Consider the following 21,773-nt stretch of genomic DNA (forward strand, 5'->3'; position numbering starts at 1 on the left):
ATCAAAAGATTCAGATGATGTTCTTTATGCTCATTCGTACTCAATTAGAAATATTTTTGTAACATTAAAGTAACATTTATTTCACTTTTGTAATAATAGGAGATTTAGAAGTTCTTGTCAATCCCTTTCTGAGGATTTACTCAATTAAAAAAACAATTTGGTCGATGGACATACACCCATTTCTCATATCAGGAATAAAGTAAACAGAATAAAAAATGCTAGGGAGGTAACCCTCTTGGAATTTCCTGTTAATTACGATCAGTTTGAGCAAGTTTCACCTTTTGATGAAAGACAGCCATATTACTACCCGCGTCCGCGCCCTAGACCGCCATTTTATCCGCCTTATTATTACCCAAGACCGTTTTATCCGTTTTATCCGCGTCCGCCTTACTACTACCCGCGCCCACCTTACTACCCTTGGTACGGGTACGGCGGCGGATACGGCGGCGGATATGGAGGATACAACAGATAGCAGGCCGTGTTTACCGAGAATGGGGGCAGTCCAGCTCCCCTTTTTTTGTATAAAAATTGACAATATCATGACAAATACAGGAAATAATTGTGATCTGGCTGGCCTCTTGGTACGATAACTAAAGCATGCAGTTTTGGGGGAGGCGTCTATTTTTGGAGAATTCAAGAGTTTCTGCTCCGATTTCTGAAACAAAATACATAAAAGCCTCGAACCGGGTATCCGTTTACGATTTTATAAAGCTTGCAAAACCCGGCATTATCATATCAAACTCGATAGCAGCCTTCGGCGGATTTTGGATCGCATTTGTGAGCTCAGAAATACCAATAACAGGACTCGCTTTTTTCATGACAATGATAACGGCAATGCTTGGAACCGCGTTCGTCATGGCCTCCGGCACTGTCTACAACAACTATTTTGATCGGCATATGGATGCAAAAATGGAACGCACCCGCAGCAGGGCCTCAGTCACAGGAAAAATGCCGCCGGCTTTGATCTTAACGTATGGCTCTGTTTTAGGAATAGCAGGTCTTGCCATGCTGTATTCCCTCAACCCTTTAACTGCAATTCTCGGACTGGCCGCCTTTATTTTTTATGCCATCATCTATACAGTATGGGTGAAACGGGCCTCAGTATGGAGCACGTTTGTCGGAAGCTTTCCGGGAGCTGCTCCGCCGCTGATGGGTTATTGTTCCGTCACAGGAGACATCAGTGTAACCGCCGTCATGTTATATGCCATTATGTTTCTGTGGCAGCCCCCGCATTTTTGGGCGATTGGGATAAGACGCAAAGAGGAATATCGGGCGGCTGGTGTCCCGCTCTTGCCTGTTGTAAAAGGAAATCATGTAACGAAAGTAAAAATGATTCAATATATTGCGGTCCTGGTGCCGATTACGCTATTATTTCCTTTTTCTCTCGGCACCGGCCATATAAGCCCATTTTATTTTTTAACTGCCTTGGTTCTCGGAGGTATATGGATCAAAAAAAGCATGCAAGGATTCAAAACAGACGATGACGTAAAGTGGGCAAAGGATATGTTTGTCTACTCACTCATTTATTTTTGCTTGCTGTTTTTTGTCATGATGATTGATTCATTTGTAATGTTATTAATCTGATAATTTTATGCAAAAAGAGCCACACATTAATGTGACTCTTTTTTGTTTGGAAAAACAGTCTCTAATAGAAATGTCAGGATAATAAACACAGCCGCGCAAATCAAAAATCGGACGATTTCAGTCAAAATCCAGCTATGGGCAATACTTATATCATCGGTTTCCTGGAGGACTGCACATATTGAAAAAATAGTGAGTATGTATTTTAGGATTTCTTTGTTCATGGACACCATCACTTTCTGGATATGATCACCAATATCCAAAATAACACATAGCTGAGAGCGGCAAAAGCCGAAAGAGCAAAAAAGTACCGGCCCAGGCTGAACTAAATTTCCAACCAAATACATAATGGCTCTCCATTCTAAGATATGAATATATCAGGAAATATAGAAAAATTGCCCAACCGCCTACATTATGGTAATATATAATTTGCTTTTCTCATGTTCATTGATTTGGAGGCGTACGATGAAAGGGATTGTTTTAGTTGTTCAGCTTGGATTTTCATTCATGGCTTTTCTGTTTTTAGCCGCTGTCAATTGGTATCAAGGAAGCGAGCTTGTTTCAGATCAATTCGATTGGAATTACACAGCCACATTTTCAAAGCTTCTTAACGGCATTGACACCATCACCAGCCCCAAACAAATTTCACAGCTGGACTTTTTCATATACTCTGCGAAACACTATCCGGTCATAAGTATAGTGATGATCTGTTCGTTTTTATATGTGTTATTATCACTTTTTCTGCTGATTCGCGATTGCCGCACGGCTCGATAAAGAATATGTCATTTCCACATGCCCCATTGAAATACCATATAAGGAGCACCGTTATGATCCTCCCCCTCTTTTTTCTTTCATCGCCAGTTCATCTAAAGGATATGGCAAGGCACAGCTCGCTCCGCGTACTTGATTTCTAAGCATTCCACGATTAGGTGCGCGATTTACATCTTCTCTATATTCGTATGGTCAATCAGACCTGCGTTTATATGATCCGATCTTGAATGTTCTTGCCTCATTGGTTATTTTCGGTTTCACCTTTTGTTTTTCCATCTTTCGGAACTTTCCTCTCGCTCTTTCGTATAACCTTACAGGAGGTATCACATGATGAAAGAGTATGAATTCGTTAGAGTCGAACTCAGTACCATGAGAAGAAGACCCAAAGAAGACTACCAACAAATCATTCGTGACTATGCTCAAAGAGGATGGAAGTTTATTCAGATTTTCGCCCCTAGTATAGACGGGTATGGAGCAGCTGCTTATTTTGAAATGATATTTGAAAGAGATGTGGAAGATGCTTAGTCTTTATGGCTAAGCATTCTTACCATTGAGTAACTTATATTTATAAATGACAAATCATAAAAAGCTTACAATGAGTAAGCTTTTTTGACCCTTCATGACAAAGAAATACTCTAGTTTTTTCAATCGTGCTTCAAACTTCGCTTTCGTTTTCGCTCGATAAAGTCCATGCATCAGTTCAATGCTTAATCATTAACTTTCCCAGTATACGCATAGATCACCTGTCTTAGAAATTCAGCTAATCCCTCACCATGTTGATCGTAATATCGCTTAAAGCGCTCATCTGATACATACATCTCCCCTAGACCTGCATGAGCTTCTTTGCTGTAGTCGCTCCAATGATAAAGAAGCCATTTTTTTGTGTAATTCCGCCGCTTTCAAGGCATCTTCACTTTTTGGATCTCCTTCTTCAAATGCTTTTTTAAGTTTTTCAAACAATTCTTTTTCTGTAGCGGTCAGCTCTTCATATTGCTCCTTTGTCATATTCAATACTTTTTGGTTAGTTTCTTCCACCGCTTCTTCTCCATACTTTTGGCGTATTTCGGCTCCGTATTTCCGCTCGTTTTCTTCCACAAGCTCTTTTTTAAATCCTTTAAATTTCTCTTCATCTCTCATCTTTTCGTTTCTCTCCTCTGCATGAATTGTTTTCTCTACATTTTGTATAAGACTATCAATCCGGGCTCTTTCTTCTAGAAGCTCTGCATGATGATCCTTTAATGCTTTATAACGATTAAAAGATGGGGAAAAGATTAATTTTTTTATCTCCTCTAATTGGAAACCTAACTCTCGATAAAATAAAATGTGCTGTAATTCGTTGATTTCTTTTTCCCCATAAATTCGGTATCCTGATGAATTAATCCGTGCTGGCTTTAAAAGGTTAATCTCATCATAATACCTAAGCGTTCTTGTGCTGACTCCCGCTAATTTGGCTAACTTCTGAACGGTATATTCCATTTCTTCTCCCTCCTTATACATTAACCGTACACTTTGACGTAACGTGAATGTCAAAGCTTTTTTAAAAAAGATCTCCTTGAATTTTCAAGGAGATGATTTATCTGCAACATGTCATATACCGAAACTTATTTGATGTCTCTATTAAGAAGTTCTTTTAAAAGTTGATTGAACTCCTCCTGCTGTTTTATACTTTTGCGAAGGGAGTCTGCTACTGCTTTGTTCTCACCGCCAGACTGATGCATATTCCTGTTAGCTGCAAATATCTTTTCATAATAAAGAGCAGGCACCATCTCTGCTCCCCCTTTACTCCTTATCATCCGTTTCTTTTGCTCCAGATGGTTATTCTTACCATTCATGAATTTTTCTGGTGCGTTACATATTACGGATACGTTATAGAGAGAGAAAATAATGAATATGCATTGTAACAAACTTGTTATAGAGGAAACAATTAATTCTCGATTCATGAGATAAATGAACATAAAAGAATCACATGTATAGATATCAAATAGAAGAGGGGCTAAAGAGATGGTTCTCCTTGAAACGGATCGGTTACTATTAAAAACGATTGATGTTAATCTTCTAGACGCTGCATCTAAACTGGATCATCAGGCTATTATAGACCTGGGTTATAAAACAAATGGGGAATGGCCAAACTCAGATTTTTTTGAAGCAATTCCTTATTTCCGCGAGATTTTAATCAAAAATAAAGGAACAAGAGGATTTGATTCATGGATCATTTTAAAGAAGAATGATTATGAAATTGTCGGAGGAACTGGGTTTTTAGGCGACCCTGATACGGATGGCATGGTTGAAATCGGTTTTGCAACAAATAAAAGTCACCGCCGTAAAGGTTATTGTTTTGAGGCTGCTCAAAAGTTAATAAACTGGGCATTAAGCAAAGAGAATGTTAACTGTATTGCGGCAAGATGTGAACATGGCAATATGGGTTCACAGCATATTTTGAAGAAGTTAGGGTTTAAACTGGACCGTGAAGAAAAAGACTTTATCCATTGGAGATACGCTAAAGTGTAAAAACATATTCTTCACTTATAAGAAAGCAGGCTCTATGCCTGCTTTTTCAAGCTATTTTCCTCTATGCTTTTTTTTAGCTTTTTGCTTTCTGATGAGATACTTTTGTTCTTTTATTTTTTCTCTTTGTTCTTTCGTTATTTGTTTTTTCTTTTGCTTCTTCGCTTCCAACTCTTATTTCATCGCATCCTGTCCCTTTAAGGATGCTCCGGCACGTTTCAATTCCTTCGAAACCTGACGTTGCAATCTTTTCGGATTTATCTTTTTCTGATCTTGGGCTTTTACACTAACTCCTTCCTGCTCAGACTGGGACAGAGTCTTTAAGAGTTGTCTATTAACAAAATCTAATACTTCAGAATCCTTCGGCTCTTTTCCAAACAAATGCTGAGAGGCCTTTAGTTTTCCGTTTTTCACAACCTCAATAACTCCTACCCAAAACTGACCATTGTAGTAAATCGTTAATTTCATAACGATTCCCCCCTCTTTTAAATGATGAAAGAATGATGGACATCCCGAGGAGGGGAAGGTTACTGACATAATAAAAATGCATTCGGACTACCAACCGAATCGTGTTTTTTCATTCTTTTGCTTAAATTTTATCAATTTTTCTCTTTAGAGAAAAGATATTGAGAGCATACTTCAAGGAATAAGTCATGCATCAGCTTGACCCTTTTTTTCTCTATTCAAAATCAAGGAATCCAAAGAAGACTGAAAAAATTAAATAGAATTGCATTCTCTTCTTTCAATAGAATATCAAGCTACGGTTTCCTTTTGTTTCGCAAAAGCCGGCAGCTGTCAGGCGTTCACAAAAGCGTGGATCCCATTATTTTCATGCCCCTTTATGAAAGCAGCCTCTGCCGAACCAGTTTCATCTTTGTACGAAAAACGGAACTAACTCAAGTTCATTCGAGTCAGCTCCGCTTGATTATTTAGTCCAAGTTTTGGTCGATGGTTCCCTCAAAATAGTCATCACTGACTTGTTCATGCGTTTCAGCCAAACCCTGTTCCAATTGAGTGGTTCCTTTGTAATCTGACGGTTCAAAATATTTTCCTGCGACATCCATATTTTCATTTGCTTCTTCTTTGTTATTGGTTTGTTCGTTCTTGCCTAATGTCTCTGACTTAGGATCGCCATTTTGATTAAAATCAAAGTCCTTGTCGATTTCAGAAAATCTTTTATAATCATCAGGTCTGTCTGCTCCATTTTTTTGAGTCACATCATCCACTCCCTTTCCTTATCAATCAATATGACAGGCCAAAAACAATTGGCCCAGATCTTGATATTAGGCTTTCATTGAAACAAAACTTATTTGGTCCTCTTTGAACCTGTGCCATGTTTTTTAGGGTCATCTGCTTTGAATGCTGTTTCAGTCTCATGATCATTTCTTATTTGTTCAATACTTGAATTTTGAATCCCTTTTTTAGCCATGCTTTCACCTCTTTTCTGAAAACATTGGAATATCAGCTTCACCCTTATTCTGTCTTTTGTGCAGGCATTCATTCACCCCTTTTGACCAATAACAAAAAAACTCTTAAGAGGGGCCATTCGTCATGAGTACTAGTTCTGTATCTGCCAAAGCATAATTTATCTTTCAGCAAACACAATAAGTTTAAAGAATGTCATATGACAGAAACTGTTCCGTTTACTGTAAGAAAAACACTCTTTATTTAGAGGATCACCCAGTATAAAAACAAGTCTAGAATTATGTAGTTATGTATTAAGCCTAATTGCTGAAGTGACTGCCGTTGGATCGGATACATTCATGCTAGTGAATCTGGTTTTTTTCATTGAATCGGAAAAGCAGATTAGATTGAAAAAAGCCCTTCTCTCTGAGAAGGTCTAAGTAATCGTAATGACATTTACACAATCGGTTCATACCTTAAACCGCGCCATATTAATGAGGGCAGCGGGTGTATTCGCAAAGGGTGCAGTCGGTTTCTTTACACTTGCTGCTTATTTGATTACGAAATCACCGTATTCTGCTGAATGGATATTGATCGGTCCGTTCAGATTGTAGTTGTTCGACTTGGCGACAGAGCGAAGCACGTCCACACGGGCAACCGATTCTCTCCACTCATCACGGGTATCCGGATCTGCTGGATTCATCAGGTCGTCATAGCGCACGTCCAGAAATTTATTTAACCATTTCTTCTCATCTATTCCGTCTTTAGGTGAGCCGCCTGCCTTTTTGTTCGTGCGTTTGATCAAGGCATAAAAAGAGTCAGGGTCATCACCATCGCCATGCTGAATAACTGTATCGTACATCACAGCTTTTGCCAGTGCCGTTTTCAAGCCGGCATTCTCTGATCGTTTCATGGCAGGCTGATAATACAAGCGATCATTTACCTTGTCTTGGGCAGCACGGAAATCTTTATCATTTCCAAGCGAACGCCAGGCAGAAGCAAATCCCTTGAGGTTGCTTATGTCATCGCTTTCTTCTTCGGCCAGACGGCGCAATTCAGGCAGATACTTTTTCAGTTTGTTATTCGGTACTGCCTTTGTGTATACTTCAACTACTTCCAATGCATCCCCGGTAGCCGTTGTAAAGCCTGCCCGTCCGCATGTATAGCCTCTTCCATCACCCAAGGGTTCCACATATCCGTATTGGATTTCCGTCGTGCCGTTTTCAAAGATACTGGTCAGCTGTTCCGCCCGGCGCTTCTGATCCTTGTTCAGTCCGGCCGCAAAAACCGTATCACTCATCATCAGGGTAAAAAACATGGTGAAAATAAATGTTGAAATCGCTGCCTTCTTCCAGAAACCTGCTTTTTTCTCCAAACTGATTTTCATTCTATTACCCCTTTCTACATATTGTAATTTACGGACTCAGTATACATGAAGGGGCTGACCTTTTGTTGAAAATACATTGATTTGTCAATATTTTGAATCTTAATTACTACTCTTAATGGTAATAGATTGCGGTCTCATGTAAAAGACAGACATCATTTACACCACAGAGAGATTCTTGAGAGAAAAGCTTTCCGACAAGGACTTCTCTTATTATCATTCGTTCCATTTTTAAAAGTAATCATTGCCAATCAGCTATCGTAGAAACTGTAACTAATAGGAAATTCATGTAAGTCAAAAAAAGAATCCTTCTTTGTAAGGATCTTCCCAATACCAAGATGTTTTTATTTAAACCATGCTTTCTTTAAATTGCTGGTAAAGTTATTATCATTAAAAGAAAGGAACATTTGCTTTACCGAAATCTGTTGTATGTAATGCATTCCTTGCGGCAGGAGTTAAATCATCCCATCCGATTAACGGTTGAGTTCCGCCTACTACATCATCGCTCATAAGTAATTCATGGTTCACGGCCAAGTGCTGTCATATGCAATGGATAAAACTGCATATAGTATTCATTTCAAAAACGTGTCACAAACACACAATAAGCCCCATCCACTAAGGACAGAGCTTTTTGTCATTTTAGAGCCTTTCAAGCACGTTTTTCGTCTGTAGCACCGCCAGCAGAAAGCATCAGAAAAGAATACTAAAACTTCTCTGCATGAAGTGTCGGTTCTTCTGCAAACAATGATGATGTGCTGTTTCCTTACTCATCTTTTTTATCTTTATCGGCATCTTCATTATCCTCAACCGGATCTTCGGGATCAGTCTCATTATCTTTTTCATCATCTTTATTGATCGTATCGTCCTCATCAACACCCGGCGCATTGTTACCGTTATTATCCTGATCGTTCTCCTCAACATCTGGAGTATTGTTATCTTGATCATTATTATTTTGATCATTATTACAGCCCATTAATATAAAAGTGGATAGACATAACGCAGTTATTATTTGCAACCATTTTTTACTCATTTCCACCCTCCTCTCTTCTTTTTAATCCATATAAGTTTGTCCATTAAGTTCACTTTGATTCGTTCCATTCTAAATGACTTCTTGATCAGCATATTAATTTAATCCTTTGCGAAAACTATAAACAAAGGTGCTTAGAAAGTGGTTAAGAAGAAAAAGAATTAACTATTCAAAATGCAGTTAATCATTTTAAACCAAATAATGTAAGATTATTCATGCCATTATCCTGCAGCACAAAATTCTTTAAAAGTTGTTCTCTATCTTGAATATGTAGTTACCTTATGAGTTCTTCAGGCTATAAAAAACACCCCAATCGCTAAACTCATTGTCTAACAATTGGGGCGCAATTTACGATTCATTTATAATCTTAGGATTTGCTCCATATTGATTCTCTATTGTTTCACTATCTTGGCAGTTAAAGATCAGCATCATAATAGGACCGACCACCGGAATAAAGCCTATAAATATCCACCAGCCACTTTTGCCGATATCATGCAATCTGCGGATACTGAGAGCAAGAGACGGAAGAAAAACAGCTAACTGATAAAGAAAGATCAGAATATATGCCAGTAATCCCCCGCCATATCCAATTACATATCCTACTTGAGAACTGGCATATCCTTCTGCCGCCAATGGGCCTGATGTAAATAATCCAACTAGTATTAATGATAGCAGTAATAAAATAAAACAAATGATGCCATTAAAGAGATGAAACATCCAATATTCCTTTCGCCGAGCTCTCCCTTCAAAATTGACATAGTTCTTTAAGCCATTCCAATACCATTTCATATAGTTTCCTCCATTACCAACACTATAGATTACTGCAAAACATATCCATTATATCATAAATATGATTAAAAATAGGAGGGCTATAAAACTAGTCAATGGCAAAAAGACCTCATAGAACTTGCTATACAAAAAATGAAGGCAGTCGTAAAACAAATATGGACAAGCTGATTGTCCTCACTCCTTTAGTTCCATTCTTAGTCAACTGACAATAAAACAGGAATTAACGAAATACGCCAACATACACTTTGTATGAATGTAAACGAAGGAGTGGTTACTTTGTATCATTACTTTTATGTTCCTGTGTTAATTCCTCACTTACCACCTGCTCATCACACGCAAAGAAATCAAGACTTTTCAGAAAGACAGCGAAGAAGAGAAATCACATTGAATGTAGATGGCTTTATACCGCCATCTTCCACCGAGGATCTCGGAGACGGCTTTTATTCTTACGCATGGACTAACCAACAGGTCATAGATCCCGGTGAATACCTTGTTTGTTATCTTGAAGGAAGAGATATAAAGGTAATCAATGGCGGGTTTACTCCACGTGATTATGCTCCAATGTATGCAATAGGCAGCTTTCCAAGGAGAAGAAACCAGTGGGTAATTACGCTTCATAATCCTCTTCAAACCCAAAGAGCCATATCACTTTATCTCATTGCGAAAAGATAACACAAAACAAAAACGGCAGGAACGCCTTTATCAGCGTTTCCTGCCGTTTTTTTCGTGTGTGATTCCGCCTGGGTTCGAACCAGTGGCCTCTGCCTTGTCAAGGTAGGGACTATATGCCATTACGAACTGACGTTTTATTTTATAGGGTTTTCTGACAAGAATTTCTGATAAAAAACCTTTTGTTTTGACTAAAAGTTTGCCCCCTATTCGTCCCCATCTGTTCCCAAATGGCATTACAACATACTTCGTCTATTCACTGTGATCGAATCCTTTCACCTAACCTATCTTCATAAACAGTTTATCATTTGGCTATCAGAAACAGCCCTATTACTAAATTATTAGTAAATGTGGCCATACCATATCATATAAACTTCATATATTAATATTGATTAAAATAATAGGAGGGCTTAAATTGGGTTATTATAAAAAATATAAAGAAGAGTATTACACTTGGAAAAAAACTTATTACAAAAAGTATTATGACCACGATAAGAAGCATTATGATCGTGACAAAAAGTATCATGACTGCGATAAGAAGCACTATGATTGCGACAAAAAGTATTATGATTGTGATCATGACAAGAAGTATGATGATGATGATCACGATTATCATTACGATAAAAAGTATTATGATGACGATGATCATTATTATGATTTTGTCGAATCGTATAAAAAACATCACTAAAATCTCTTAAGCATCTTTAAAAGTTTCTTATATTTAATACGCTTTATATCAAGTGATGTGAAAATAGAAAAGCTCCCTATTATGTGGGAGCTTTTCTTAGAAAATTGAGATTTTTGTTCCAAATTAAACACCGCTGAACTTTTCAATGATTTTGACCCTAAAAAGAGACAGGATCATTGAATTTCTAAGCTGAAAAATCAAGTTTCCCCTTTTATTTCAAAGCCTATTAATTGTACATCTGATGACTTCTGAATGAAAATTGATGATTGTTGGCAGAGTTGGACAACAATCCGCCAACATTTTACTACTTAATTACAGGTGGTTGATTCTTAGCCATTGAATGTCTCTTTTTTAAGGAATCTATTACTCATTCACATTGCTTTTCATTAACCACTCTACTTCCGTTAATTCTTGTTTTTGAACGTCTTTTGTGTGTTTTTTCGTGAAATGTTCTTTAACAGCTTCTTCGTTTTCCCAAATCTCCCAAAGCATTATTTTGCGTTCTGATGGTTCAAGCGGATAAGCATGGAATTGAATACACCCTTCTTCTTTGTTTGTTTCTTCCTCAAGTTTTTTAAATTCCTTCATTATTTCATTAAGGTCTTTATCACTGATGATTTTTAAGCATGCAGTTATGTAATGCATCGTAATCCCCCTCTTTACATTATTTCATGGCTTTTCATTATAACATTTTCTTGAAAAATGCAGATGTCATTTAAACATCATTAAACGACATCGATAGCCTTTTAGACCAATTTTCTATAAATTCTAAAGCAAGCTAAAGGGTCGATATCAGACGATATGGTCCTTATTTATGTTTATTCCGACCTTTTTGTAATCTAAATAGATGGACTTTTCAAAAAATAATTCTATTAGAGGGTGTCCATAGTGGTATAATATTAAATATATGTAAAGAAGAAACAGCTGTTTGACGGCTATTAAAACAAAATGCCCTTATATAGCTCTGATTAATTTGCCGAACAATAATTGATCTCTTCGTGATAAGACCGTCATTTCTCATATAAATCATATCTAATGCTGTTTTCTCAATTAATGAACGTTTTAAAATCGATTCCATGCTTTCCTCCTCCTTCTCTACCATTATTTTATACGAACATTAGTTCTATTCCAAGTAAAAAAACGAATGTTCGTTCTGGTATTATTTACTCAAGGAGGCAACTGAATTGAATGATTTTGAACAAAAAGTGTGACCCATTTAGGAAAAATCCTTCGTTGGATCAGTTGAAGATAAAAACCGGGAAGAATGAACGAGCTATACGGGAAGCCGTTAAGAATCTTATGAGGCAGCGTTTGTTAAAATGGGATAAGAAAAAGAATAAATGGATTGTTTAAAAACCCCACCTTAAAAGATGGGGTTTAACAGGGTAATATCGCTTAGATATTAATAGCTTTTTCGGCTACATGGAAAGTTCCAGAATCATTCATAGCAGCATATACATTTTCCACATTTAATAAACCTGCAAAAAGAATACCGATTAAAGCGGAGCTGATTAAAAATTTTTTCATTATATAGCCTCCGTAACCTTAAGTATTTGTGTTTGTGCATGTATAGTTCTCTTTAAGAAGTTTCTTCCCTCTGCATAGTTTCTTTGCTCATAATGAAAGTCACCCAATTTTTCTGTTAATTCTGCAAAATCAGACCACAGGCGTTTCTTTTCCAAATAGTCTAAGCTTCGATTTACTTCTGTTTCATTATATTCTTCATATATTGAATTAATGATCTTTAATTTCGCCATGTATTCTTCTTCATTAGAATCTTCAGCCCGTTTTAAAGCTGTTTCATAAAAGAAACGCGCTTCCTTAGGTTTGTTGCTTTGGTAAAGTACATTTGCCATCATATATAATGATCTTACTCCATACACTGTATCAAGATGTTCTTTCATGTCTATTGCTTTTTTGAAATGCTCTTCAGCTGCACTTAGGTTTTGGGTCCTTAAATAAACCAAGCCTAAATTATGAAAGATCACCCCAATGATCCTTTTTGCCTTTTTCTCACTCATTCCCTCAGCGACACTTAAAGCTTCTCGGTAATATGATTCCGCCTCTGTCAGCCGGTACATATCGTACATATTAGCTCCAAACATCATATTGCATCCGATCACTTTCACCTTATACAATTGATTTTTTTCAAACAAATGCTTAGCTTTTTTTAAATGATTCAGGGAAACAAAATGCTGATCAATTTGATAGTAGGCATCTGCTATTTTATAATGAAATTCAGCTTGTTCCATTTCATCTGAAACTGCAGTCAATTCTTCCTCAGCTTTACGATAATAACTTATCGCTTCCACGTATTCTTTATGATCAAATTCATACATCCCTCGGAAAAATAATGAGTAATATTTTAAAAGGCCTGTAAGTCTTTTTTGTGGTTTTTCTATTTTTTCAAGTAGTTCATCAACTGTGGGACGATCCCGATATCTGTCTTCTGGCTCCAATGAATCTAACATCAATTGATGACGGAAACACATCAATGAATAATAAACAAGTAAATCCTGATCCTCTTCCATTTCCTCTATTTCTTGCTCCACTTCCGCCTTTAAGATTTCTGCATCTGGAACACTGAATTGACGAATCATTTTATACCATTCATTGATCTTGACTCCCACTCGGGATGACGGTAAAACTTGGTCCATACATACCCCTCCCTCTTATATCTATTTTTGTAATATTGTAACATTTTCAAAAAGTGTTTATACCGCAAAAAAACCGCAAACTTTTTCTTCGGTTAGTTTCGTGGAGGATTCATTTTCCAGATAGAAGGTTTTTTGTATTACTCAATATCATTATATGGTGAAATTTTGTTAATCGTTGAAACACGAAGCTTAATAAGAAAGGATATGATCATGAAGGTATTTGAAGCTAAATCACTGCTTTCCGAAGCTGAAAACCGTGCAAAGGAATACAAAGAATTAAGAAGTCAGATGGTCAATCTAAAAAAGGCTTTTAAAGCTGTAGCTGATTTAGATGACAGTGAGTTTTCCGGCAAAGGCGCCGACAACATTAAAGCATTTTATCAAGACCACGCCGGTGTAGCTGACAATTGGATTGACCTACTTGATATGAAAATTGCTTTCTTGACGAGCATTTCAGGCACTTTAGAGGACGCCAGCTTATCTGATGCATATATAGAAGAATCCTTCTTAGAACATGAGCTGGCTAACGCCTACACAAAATCAAAATCCATAATGTCTGAACAAAAGAAAGCGATGAAAGATATCTTACATGATATCGATGATATTCTTCCGCTTGATTTGTTCTCGACAGAAAACTTCAAAGACGAACTCGCTGATGCGGAGGACAAACGTAAAAAAACAGTTGATAAATTAGGAAATGTGGACGAAGCACTTGTTACTGAATATGCCCAGTCAGAGCCAAACGAGCAATTCATCAAGAAGGACTTCCAAAAGCTTGAGGAATCAACAGGCGAAGGCAAAAACGCTACGCCAATCAATTACAATGCCAAAGCTTATCGAGAAAGTGATATACATAAGAAAAAAGGCGATATTGAGAAACAGGCTGAAGCTTATTTGAAGATCAAGAAAGATGAAGCGAAAAAACGAGAAATCATAGATTTAAAGAAGAAGCTAACTGGCGGAGTGACGGATCCGGATGAATACTTAGAAATTGCCAAGAAGGTCGGCTATGAGAATCTTACCCCTGAACAGCTTGAATTTGTTTCATTTCTTGAACAGCGTAAAGCTTTCATGGATAACGGAAAAATAAGTGTTGCAAATCATAAGTGATGGCGCCAAAGGTGCGATTGTTGGTGTATACGATCTTGCCAAGGATACCGGTGAAGGAGCCATTCAATTCGGATGGAATATCGGTTGGACAATTGACAACTTAAACAAGGATCCTCAAAAAGTGCTGGATACAGTTCTGGAATACGACTATCAAGCTGCTTTTCAAAGTATGGTTGACACATTGAAGGATAATTGGGATACAAAAATGATTCACGGGGATGCATACACACGGCTGCACTATGTTACTTATTTGGGCGGAAGTCTTCTGTTGTTGAAAGGTGGAAAGTCCTCTGTCTCAACAGGATCGAAAGATCTTGCTAAAGTTGGGAAAGCAGCTAGTGGCCCAATTAAGAAAGGCGGAAAGTCTGTAAAACAGTTTGTCAAATCTCCTGTAAATCGGTATACTCCAGCATTAGAAGGAATCCTTCAAGATGCTGAGAAAACCATTAACGTGAAAAATACGCCACTCCTAAAAAGAATAGCCGATTCCACTAAAGATAGTGTACTCTTTAAATCAATCAATGGTAAGTCATCAAAAAACAAGACAGTTAAAAAGGGCCTTTCCAAAAAATCAAGAGAAGTTGCGCTTCCAAAGGTAGATACATATGAACAAGCTAGAAATGAGGCGCTAAATCTAATTGGTGATTTAGGAATAGATTCAAAGCCTTTTATAGGTACTTTATCTAAAAGCGCAGGCTTTGGTAAAGTTACTGGCCGAATGTCTGGAGATAATAAAGTCCTTTGGAGATTAGATTATGACCCCGAAAAGGGACCTCATATAAATGTTGAGGATTATAGAAATGGAAAAGGAGATAAAGCAAAGAAATATATATACCTTTTAACGGAAACGAAGATACTTATAAATCCCTTTTAAAACATTTAAATAAATAGGAAGTGTTAATATGACTTTATACGAAGAATGTCTAGAAGCTCTTGGAGATAACAAAGAAGTCCTCACTATTTCTGAGACACGCAAATATCATGAACAACTTGGCGAAAGTTTCCCCTTCACATCATGGGGTAGAATTAAATGGGATGAAGTAACTACTCACAGATCTATTGATTATGCTGAAGATATCGACGAATGGTTAATTGAGAATAAAATAGATGATAAAACTGTTATTCTCCTTTGGGCTTACGGTGATTATCCAGCTGTAAAAACCAGCTTAGACAACGCCTTAAACGTAATTGATGATGTAACTGCTGTAGGTTCAGATACTTTCATGTTCAGCGAATCTGGTTATGTTATTGAATTTTTCCATGATGGAGATGTAACAATAGGAAAGGCAATTTGAAAATAATAGCCCTTCTTAGTAAAGAGGATCAATATGAACTTAGAGAAAAAAATGGAAGCTATATTAATTAAAAGAAAAAAACTTAATCCTAATGATGACTATGGAATTCAAAAAAGTTGGGATGAAATAATTGAAGTACTCTCAGAAAATGAGGAAAATACAATTAGCTATCTAGAAAATTGTAATAAAGAAGATTTATATTGGATCAGTGAAGTATTTGAAGACTTAGCTGAAAGTTTACCAAAGTAAAGAACTTATTAATTGTTTAAGAAAATTAGATGAAAAATACCCTGACTTAGAAATGACAAATGATATTGATATAGCAGAAAGTTATTTAGAATAAGATACGTACCATTTCTCAGATTTGAAGTTAACATTTCTTGGTGGTGATAAGTAATGATCGAAATCGAAATTTATGAACCTGTATTTCAATTTCTAGGAGGTATTTTTCATCAAGATATAGAAACTCCAGAATCAGCACTGGCCGAATACTTAGAAGAGATACCAAAAGAAGAGCAAAAAACTGATATAGTAGCATTAAAAGATTTTATTAACAGCGATTACTCGGATGAAGAAAAGAATGATTTTATCGATGAAGCTGCTGACGGAGTGGACATTCTTAGTTACGACGTATCTCCAATCATATGGCTCGAACAAGTTATTCAAAAAATCGAAAAGAATATTGAAACCTTATAATCCATTAAACCTAGCATAGAAACAGGGCTGATTTTGACTTCACTTCTTAATCAGCCCCAAAGAAATTTCGTCCTCAATTCGTCCCCATGTAGGAACAAAGCTAACAAATATAACTAAATACAAAGTAAAAAACCCTTGCTGCGCAAGGGTTTAAGATATGATTCCGACTGGGCTCGAACCAGCGACCTCTACCCTGTCAAGGTATCCGCAAGTGATCCGATAAGTCAATCGGTAAGTCAAACGTTGGTATATCAGCGTTAAGTCATCGGTAAGTCAAACGGTTTTTATTTCGATATTACGAATTATAACGTATAGCACCGCCACCGCGCAAGTATCCGCACCGTAACCCGCAATATTATTCAAACGCCTTTCTGAAACGCTCCATAAGCGATCCGCCACGATTTAAGCGCGCCTTAACCGTCCAAGCCGCCTTCCTAAACCCAGCGTATAGGTAATCGTCGAAACGCTTAATTTCGTGCGATTTCGCTTTCATAATCGTTGCGTGCCACGCTTCAACGAAAGGCGCCGCATGATCTTCGAGTCGTATCGTTCTGTCTACGCTTGCCTTAGCGCGAAGTAAAATTCCGTAGTATTTATAAATCTTTTCGGCGTCAAAGTAACGAGACATTGCGTTGTAGATTTCGTTAGGCAACGCGCCTTTTAACGCTTCAGCCGGTACAGCCGCCGTATCTAATACGTTATTTTGGTTTTTAGAACGCTTAATTAAATCCGATGGTTCGTTTTTCGTTTTCGGTGCCTCAACCGTTGATTCCGTAGGCTTTTCGGCTTGTCCGCGATTGGACATTGTCGACTGGTCATTCTCGGACAAAAGCGCGTCCTTCGGGTTTTCTTCTCCGCTTCCAACCGGCAGGATCACGATTATGTTCGCGCCTTTGCCTCCGTTTATCTTCCGCGTCGTGGCGACCTTCTTTACGATGCCGAGCCCCGCTAATTTATTCAGTGCCCGCCGCGCCGTCTTAATGGATTTATCGATGAGCCCCGCCAACGTTTCCGCTTTAAGATGCGCTGCCCCGCTAAACTTAACCGCGTACCTTGCGATCATCTTAAGCGCCTGGCGTTCCGTATCGTTAAGCTCGTATGTATTGCGCTTGATATGTTCGTAAACAGCTTCGTTAAGTTGAGCCGTCGAGTCGAACGTTTGGTGTTCCGCTAAGTAATGCATATCGCTACCCCCATATCGTTATGTCGTTATTTTGATTATAGATATTGTTATAACGGTATGTCAATATTTTTATTTACACGATAGCGATATTTCGTTATAATTAACGTATCAGAAAACGGAGGCGATTCGATTGGAACTCTACGTTAAATTGGACGAGATATTAGAAGCCTGCGGATGGACCCGCAAGAAGCTCGCAGAAGAAACGCAGCTTAGGCCGAACGTTATCAGCGAAATCTGCAACCACCAGCGCACAACCTATAATCGTGAGCATATCGGACGGATTGCGAAAGTTCTCGGCATTACGGATATGAACGAATTGTTTGAGTTTCGCGATTAAGCCCACGATTAATTCGCGGGCGTTTTCTCTTTCGGCTTTGTTATCGACTGAATAAACGCGGTAAAGGTCGGCGCCTGGAATACCTTAAACGGAAACGAAGGTAGCCCGTATCGCGTATCCGATAGGATCAGTACGTGCGGAAACAATATCCGCTCGGGATTCTGCCACGGTTCCAGCGCGATAATACCCGACTGGAAGAACGCTTCGTATCGTTCTAGCTTTTCGCGCATCTGCTTTTCCGAATAGACCGACCGCTGCACCTCGATAAAGAAAGGCGTTCGCCGATATAGCGCAAATATGTCCGGCTCGACCGTTCCCTTTTCGCCGTACTTCGGCTCCACCAAGAACGACTCCAACGACTGGCCTCGCATCTCTTTATAAACGTTACCTATCGCAAGAAAATGATCGATCTTGGCGCTGTTCTTTTTCATCGTCGTTTCGCCGCCAAAGTAAACGTAAGGCTGGCGCGCCGTCGATCGCTGAATATGTCCGTCCCTAAGTAAACGTAGCAGAACGTTATTGGCTGCGTATTTTGGTCTGCGCAAATTTCCGAAATGTAATTCGGCAATCGTATCGCGATCCATTACGCGAAATTTATTAAGATCCGCAATTATCGCTTTATCTCGGTTAGTAAGGGCCATCGATAAACACGTCCTTTTCCGTTAAGGTTTCCGGCTCGGCTGCCGGTGGCGTTACGTCTTTGATCGGTGATTTCATTACGCAATATGGATTAAGCAGCGCCTTCGCTTCGTTCATTTCGAGATACGGCGCCTGTAGTTCGTAGGTTTTGTCGGCCGCCATTATGAACCGCCCGCTTACGTCCAGCTTCTCGGCGCCCGGCGTATTGACGATTCGGGCCTCCGTTATATCACGCAGCTTAAAGCCCATGCTTACTGTTAGATTCGCGCGGATAGTCGTATCAAGCGTTTTGGCATTCGGCCGCTGCATCGAAAGAATCGCAAATACTCCAAGCGTCCGGCCTATCGCAACGAGCTCAGCTAATACGTCCATGATCTCGGCGTCTTTTCTTAATAGAAGAAACTCGTCAATGCAAACGACTATATACGGTCGGCGTTGGTCATCCGGGAGCTCATCGATATGGCTTATTTCGAATTGCTCCGTTAGATTACTGCGCTCATCTAGTTCGCGTTTTATGCTTCGTAACATTCTTCGTATGTCTTCCGCGCTCGTTAAAACGCACTGTACGTGTTCTACTTTCCGGAATACGTGGAACTCCGATTTTTTACAGTCCGCCAGGTATAACTGTAGCCGGTCGGGCCGGTTCTGTTTTATCAGCGTTGTAAGGATCGACCGTAGTTGCGTTGACTTTCCGCTTCCCGTTTCGCCCGCAATAAGAATATGCGGCTGCGTCAATAAATCGAAGCTAACGTATCGGCCATGACGATCTTTTCCCGCTATAATACCGAGCTTGTGGCGTTCTATGACCGGCTGGATCTCCGCAAAGTCATAACGCAATACGGCCGGCATCTCAGCGCTGTAAACCGTGAGCACATACCGCTTTAGGTCGCCGCTTAGCTCAACGTTACGTCCGAATACTTGTCGGAACACAAATTCCTTTTTCGCGATTTCTTTCGGATCCATTCCGTTTAAAAGCGTAAAGACATATCGCGTTCTTTCTTCGTTAATATCAACGTCATGAATTTTCGGATATCGGCGCGCTTCTTTTCCGTTAGACAAGCGTTTGGCTACGTACAAGCTGGCGGCATCAAAGGCGTACTTCAGCGTGTTTTTGGCGTGTAAGTTACGTAAGAACCGTTTCATATCGCATTCAAAAAACGCAGTAGCAACACGGCATACCCCGCAGGCAAAATGAACCGTAGGAGCCCGCTTACTGCGTCCCCTATATACGCAAATTTGCCGCCGAACAAGCGTCCTTCTAGCCAAGCCGCTCCGATACAGACCAAGCCTGCGCCACCTACTAACGCGTACAAGCCGACTACCTCCGGAGACATATCGAAAAATCCTGCTGCTGTGAATCCGCCGGGCACGAACGAAAATGCTCGCGTGAGTCCCTCCCTGTCGTTCCTTCGTCTCGCTTCGCTCATCTCTCTCACTCCTTAACAAATTTCGTAAACGGATTCGTTACTGGCATTAAACGCGATAAAGTGCGGTAGGTTAACACGGTAATAACCGTTACGGAAGTCGTCGCTAAGTGCGGTAACCTTTTTGCAACTCTACCGAACCTACCCGCACCCTACCGTTTAGCTGCCGTGTAGTTGCCGTTTAATAAACGTTACGCGATACGGATCGTCCAATATCACAGTTTTTTGCCCGCGTTTAACTTTCCGATTTTTTGGACACGCTGATTTTAGGAGGTGTTGTCCGATGTTTGGACTAGGTAAACGACGCAGCCGATTCGGCCGTTTTTTAGATCGAGAAGGAATCGCGCAGGAAGAAGTTCGCCAAAAGGCCGGCATAGGTCACGGCACAATGACGAACATGTGTAATGATCGCGATTATGCGCCGCGTATTTCAACGTGGGTAAAAGTACAGCGTGCTTTAAGGTCGCTGGGTTACGAAGTCGATCGAGAGGATTATTTTGACTGTTGATAACCGAACAAACATTCGCATATAATAAATGCGGAGGTGTTCGCCATGGAGATCGAGGATAAACGGTGGGCGATGCGCATTATATTACCGGAGCACAGAGCCGACCTAGCGCGCCAAGCCGAAGAGAAACGGAAGGTTGAGAAGCCGCAGATAGATGCGCAGCAGATTGAGGATATGGAAATAACGGTCGCTGAGTCGATGGAGTTCGGTGCGCCGCTTGCATTCGAGCTTTACGACGATGGGTACATACGAGAAGTAATTGGCGCAGTACATTACGTGGACCACATACGGAAGGAATTTCGTGTGAAGGACGAACGAGGCGATACTAATTTCGTGAGGTTTGCGGATATCATAAACGTAAAAAACGCCCCATCCGGTTAAGGACGGGGCTGGTTTCGTTAGCCGACGTTTTTTACCCAGTCGACCGCTATATTCTGTTTGCAGCGTCGGCAGCTATCGTTAATCTTTCCGCTCGTTACGAAGTTTTTATCGTGGCCGCAATTCGGGCAAGAATACCGTGCGCCTCCTAACGTGATTGCGAAAAACGGAAGACTGAAGAAGGCGAGTCCTAAGCCCGGGAGGATACCGATAATTGTGAGACATAAGAGTACCGAAATCAACATTATAAACGATCCAACGCACAAACTGATAATCCTACCAAAGCCGAACTTTTTCTTCGCCACAGTCACCGTTTTATATTCCACGTTAATTCACCCGTCCTTTAAATGAGTTAGTAAAATTATACTACGGCGCCAAACTTATCCGCAATGAGTTTTTATGTACGCGAGCACCTACGTTATCATACGTAAGCACTCGCTAAAGGTTTCGTTATTATTTCGTTGTACCTTCGCGTTTTGCTCCGAGTTCAAAAAGACCTGTCGCAGCTAATCCCGCAAAACCGCCAGCCCATAACCGCAACACCAAGTCGAGGTCGGTAAACGGATAGGCAACCGCGCCCAGACCGATGCCGATTACGAAACTTAACGCCGGGATTACATTAGTCGGAAGCTTAACCGTTTTCTTTACGAGTTGAACAAGCGCCGTTAGGATTGGCGCCAGTACAGTCGCGAAAATTAATACGTCTTGCATAGTATCGTCTCCTTTAT

General features: G+C 39.5%; 27 protein-coding genes and 6 pseudogenes. 14 read left to right on the top strand and 19 right to left on the bottom strand.

Translation table 11 applies throughout. The annotated features are described in order from the left end of the window. Positions 1 to 235: 235 nt before the first annotated feature. The 4 genes from AU387_RS15760 (at position 236) to AU387_RS15780 (ending at position 2,877) form a co-directional block, all read left to right on the top strand. Positions 236 to 472 carry a hypothetical protein gene (locus AU387_RS15760; RefSeq protein ID WP_024121014.1) on the top strand — a complete coding sequence of 79 codons (237 nt, stop codon included), beginning with the start codon at positions 236 to 238 and terminating at the stop codon, positions 470 to 472. Between the two features lie 125 nt (positions 473 to 597). Beyond that, the gene (gene cyoE / locus AU387_RS15765) at positions 598 to 1,584 is read left to right on the top strand and encodes a heme o synthase (RefSeq protein WP_082687930.1); all 987 of its coding nucleotides are present in this window, start codon (positions 598 to 600) and stop codon (positions 1,582 to 1,584) included. A 462-nt stretch (positions 1,585 to 2,046) separates the two neighbouring features. After that, on the top strand, positions 2,047 to 2,355 hold the full coding sequence (locus tag AU387_RS15775) for a YjdJ family protein (RefSeq protein ID WP_059336146.1): 309 nt from the start codon (positions 2,047 to 2,049) through the stop codon (positions 2,353 to 2,355). 327 nt (positions 2,356 to 2,682) lie between these two features. Next, a complete protein-coding gene (locus tag AU387_RS15780; protein ID WP_024121010.1) occupies positions 2,683 to 2,877 on the top strand; it encodes a DUF4177 domain-containing protein in 195 nt (64 codons plus the stop codon). Positions 2,878 to 3,059: 182 nt separating this feature from the next. Here the strand turns inward: AU387_RS15780 and AU387_RS15785 are convergent. Together AU387_RS15785 and AU387_RS21655 are read right to left on the bottom strand one after the other, a co-directional pair. Next, a pseudogene (locus AU387_RS15785) lies at positions 3,060 to 3,828 on the bottom strand (MerR family transcriptional regulator). A gap of 125 nt (positions 3,829 to 3,953) precedes the next feature. Then, positions 3,954 to 4,118, bottom strand: coding sequence for a YrzO family protein (locus AU387_RS21655; RefSeq protein ID WP_232460788.1), 165 nt, complete (start codon positions 4,116 to 4,118; stop codon positions 3,954 to 3,956). A gap of 235 nt (positions 4,119 to 4,353) precedes the next feature. Here AU387_RS21655 and AU387_RS15790 point away from each other — a divergent pair, with 235 nt between their 5' ends. Next, positions 4,354 to 4,860, top strand: a complete 507-nt coding sequence (locus AU387_RS15790) for a GNAT family N-acetyltransferase (protein ID WP_059292993.1) — start codon at positions 4,354 to 4,356, stop codon at positions 4,858 to 4,860. Between the two features lie 51 nt (positions 4,861 to 4,911). Here AU387_RS15790 and AU387_RS15795 read toward each other — a convergent pair. The 7 genes and pseudogenes from AU387_RS15795 to AU387_RS15820 all read right to left on the bottom strand — a co-directional run bounded on the left by AU387_RS15795 (position 4,912) and on the right by AU387_RS15820 (position 9,461). After that, positions 4,912 to 5,325, bottom strand: a pseudogene (locus tag AU387_RS15795) (YjdF family protein). 461 nt (positions 5,326 to 5,786) lie between these two features. Then, entirely contained in the window at positions 5,787 to 6,074 is a 288-nt protein-coding gene (locus AU387_RS15800) for a YozQ family protein (protein ID WP_044156326.1), read from the bottom strand. A gap of 89 nt (positions 6,075 to 6,163) precedes the next feature. Further along, positions 6,164 to 6,286 (bottom strand): hypothetical protein, encoded by a 123-nt coding sequence (locus tag AU387_RS15805; RefSeq protein ID WP_044156328.1) that lies wholly within the window; start codon positions 6,284 to 6,286, stop codon positions 6,164 to 6,166. 525 nt (positions 6,287 to 6,811) lie between these two features. Then, the gene (csn, locus tag AU387_RS15810; RefSeq protein WP_059336147.1) at positions 6,812 to 7,648 is read right to left on the bottom strand and encodes a chitosanase; all 837 of its coding nucleotides are present in this window, start codon (positions 7,646 to 7,648) and stop codon (positions 6,812 to 6,814) included. Between the two features lie 341 nt (positions 7,649 to 7,989). Further along, positions 7,990 to 8,196: pseudogene (locus AU387_RS22300) on the bottom strand (NPP1 family protein); the annotation flags it as partial. Positions 8,197 to 8,408: 212 nt separating this feature from the next. Next, positions 8,409 to 8,675, bottom strand: coding sequence for a hypothetical protein (locus AU387_RS15815; protein ID WP_024120997.1), 267 nt, complete (start codon positions 8,673 to 8,675; stop codon positions 8,409 to 8,411). Positions 8,676 to 9,020: 345 nt separating this feature from the next. Next, positions 9,021 to 9,461 (bottom strand): DUF805 domain-containing protein, encoded by a 441-nt coding sequence (locus AU387_RS15820; RefSeq protein ID WP_044156329.1) that lies wholly within the window; start codon positions 9,459 to 9,461, stop codon positions 9,021 to 9,023. Positions 9,462 to 9,737: 276 nt separating this feature from the next. On the opposite strand from AU387_RS15820, the gene AU387_RS15825 reads away from it, so the two are divergent. Next, positions 9,738 to 10,133, top strand: a complete 396-nt coding sequence (locus AU387_RS15825) for a hypothetical protein (RefSeq protein ID WP_044156330.1) — start codon at positions 9,738 to 9,740, stop codon at positions 10,131 to 10,133. Positions 10,134 to 10,545: 412 nt separating this feature from the next. Next, complete coding sequence (cotU, locus tag AU387_RS15835; RefSeq protein ID WP_059336149.1) at positions 10,546 to 10,818, top strand: spore coat protein CotU; 273 nt, start codon at positions 10,546 to 10,548, stop codon at positions 10,816 to 10,818. 363 nt (positions 10,819 to 11,181) lie between these two features. Here cotU and AU387_RS15840 read toward each other — a convergent pair. The 4 genes and pseudogenes from AU387_RS15840 to AU387_RS15850 form a co-directional block, all read right to left on the bottom strand. Continuing rightward, a pseudogene (locus AU387_RS15840) lies at positions 11,182 to 11,501 on the bottom strand (putative quinol monooxygenase). Positions 11,502 to 11,674: 173 nt separating this feature from the next. Continuing rightward, positions 11,675 to 11,896 carry a hypothetical protein gene (locus tag AU387_RS15845; RefSeq protein ID WP_059336151.1) on the bottom strand — a complete coding sequence of 74 codons (222 nt, stop codon included), beginning with the start codon at positions 11,894 to 11,896 and terminating at the stop codon, positions 11,675 to 11,677. A gap of 317 nt (positions 11,897 to 12,213) precedes the next feature. Beyond that, positions 12,214 to 12,345 carry a hypothetical protein gene (locus tag AU387_RS22255; RefSeq protein ID WP_255004112.1) on the bottom strand — a complete coding sequence of 44 codons (132 nt, stop codon included), beginning with the start codon at positions 12,343 to 12,345 and terminating at the stop codon, positions 12,214 to 12,216. Beyond that, positions 12,345 to 13,475 (bottom strand): Rap family tetratricopeptide repeat protein, encoded by a 1,131-nt coding sequence (locus AU387_RS15850; RefSeq protein WP_059336152.1) that lies wholly within the window; start codon positions 13,473 to 13,475, stop codon positions 12,345 to 12,347. The genes AU387_RS22255 and AU387_RS15850 overlap by 1 nt, the downstream gene beginning before the upstream one ends. A gap of 210 nt (positions 13,476 to 13,685) precedes the next feature. Here AU387_RS15850 and AU387_RS22260 point away from each other — a divergent pair. From AU387_RS22260 to AU387_RS15870, 4 genes and pseudogenes are all read left to right on the top strand, one after another. Next, a pseudogene (locus AU387_RS22260) lies at positions 13,686 to 15,476 on the top strand (T7SS effector LXG polymorphic toxin). An 11-nt stretch (positions 15,477 to 15,487) separates the two neighbouring features. Continuing rightward, positions 15,488 to 15,880 (top strand): CDI toxin immunity protein, encoded by a 393-nt coding sequence (locus AU387_RS15860; protein ID WP_059336153.1) that lies wholly within the window; start codon positions 15,488 to 15,490, stop codon positions 15,878 to 15,880. Between the two features lie 33 nt (positions 15,881 to 15,913). Continuing rightward, a pseudogene (locus AU387_RS15865) lies at positions 15,914 to 16,223 on the top strand (hypothetical protein). Positions 16,224 to 16,276: 53 nt separating this feature from the next. Then, the gene (locus tag AU387_RS15870) at positions 16,277 to 16,576 is read left to right on the top strand and encodes a contact-dependent growth inhibition system immunity protein (protein ID WP_059293009.1); all 300 of its coding nucleotides are present in this window, start codon (positions 16,277 to 16,279) and stop codon (positions 16,574 to 16,576) included. Positions 16,577 to 16,931: 355 nt separating this feature from the next. Here the strand turns inward: AU387_RS15870 and AU387_RS15875 are convergent, their stop codons facing one another. After that, a complete protein-coding gene (locus AU387_RS15875; protein ID WP_059336154.1) occupies positions 16,932 to 17,759 on the bottom strand; it encodes a helix-turn-helix domain-containing protein in 828 nt (275 codons plus the stop codon). A 130-nt stretch (positions 17,760 to 17,889) separates the two neighbouring features. Here AU387_RS15875 and AU387_RS15880 point away from each other — a divergent pair, with 130 nt between their 5' ends. Then, positions 17,890 to 18,096 (top strand): helix-turn-helix domain-containing protein, encoded by a 207-nt coding sequence (locus AU387_RS15880; protein ID WP_059336155.1) that lies wholly within the window; start codon positions 17,890 to 17,892, stop codon positions 18,094 to 18,096. 8 nt (positions 18,097 to 18,104) lie between these two features. Here AU387_RS15880 and AU387_RS15885 read toward each other — a convergent pair whose 3' ends face one another. From AU387_RS15885 to AU387_RS15895, 3 genes are read right to left on the bottom strand one after another with little or no spacing between them, the layout of a single operon-like run. Further along, complete coding sequence (locus tag AU387_RS15885) at positions 18,105 to 18,737, bottom strand: replication-relaxation family protein (RefSeq protein ID WP_059336156.1); 633 nt, start codon at positions 18,735 to 18,737, stop codon at positions 18,105 to 18,107. Beyond that, entirely contained in the window at positions 18,724 to 19,878 is a 1,155-nt protein-coding gene (locus AU387_RS15890; RefSeq protein ID WP_059336157.1) for an FtsK/SpoIIIE domain-containing protein, read from the bottom strand. The genes AU387_RS15885 and AU387_RS15890 overlap by 14 nt, the downstream gene beginning before the upstream one ends. Continuing rightward, a complete protein-coding gene (locus tag AU387_RS15895; protein WP_232460790.1) occupies positions 19,875 to 20,069 on the bottom strand; it encodes a hypothetical protein in 195 nt (64 codons plus the stop codon). The genes AU387_RS15890 and AU387_RS15895 overlap by 4 nt, the downstream gene beginning before the upstream one ends. A 373-nt stretch (positions 20,070 to 20,442) precedes the next feature. Here AU387_RS15895 and AU387_RS15900 point away from each other — a divergent pair, with 373 nt between their 5' ends. Then, positions 20,443 to 20,667, top strand: a complete 225-nt coding sequence (locus tag AU387_RS15900; RefSeq protein WP_059336159.1) for a helix-turn-helix domain-containing protein — start codon at positions 20,443 to 20,445, stop codon at positions 20,665 to 20,667. A gap of 45 nt (positions 20,668 to 20,712) precedes the next feature. Then, a complete protein-coding gene (locus AU387_RS15905) occupies positions 20,713 to 21,048 on the top strand; it encodes a YolD-like family protein (RefSeq protein WP_059336160.1) in 336 nt (111 codons plus the stop codon). A gap of 17 nt (positions 21,049 to 21,065) precedes the next feature. Here the strand turns inward: AU387_RS15905 and AU387_RS21330 are convergent, their stop codons facing one another. Both AU387_RS21330 and AU387_RS15910 read right to left on the bottom strand, forming a co-directional pair. After that, complete coding sequence (locus AU387_RS21330; RefSeq protein WP_241495295.1) at positions 21,066 to 21,290, bottom strand: hypothetical protein; 225 nt, start codon at positions 21,288 to 21,290, stop codon at positions 21,066 to 21,068. 208 nt (positions 21,291 to 21,498) lie between these two features. Beyond that, positions 21,499 to 21,756 (bottom strand): holin, encoded by a 258-nt coding sequence (locus AU387_RS15910; RefSeq protein WP_017695214.1) that lies wholly within the window; start codon positions 21,754 to 21,756, stop codon positions 21,499 to 21,501. Positions 21,757 to 21,773: the final 17 nt, after the last annotated feature.

Origin of the sequence: Bacillus halotolerans (assembly GCF_001517105.1) — a bacterium.
In the GTDB taxonomy this organism is placed as follows: domain Bacteria; phylum Bacillota; class Bacilli; order Bacillales; family Bacillaceae; genus Bacillus; species Bacillus halotolerans.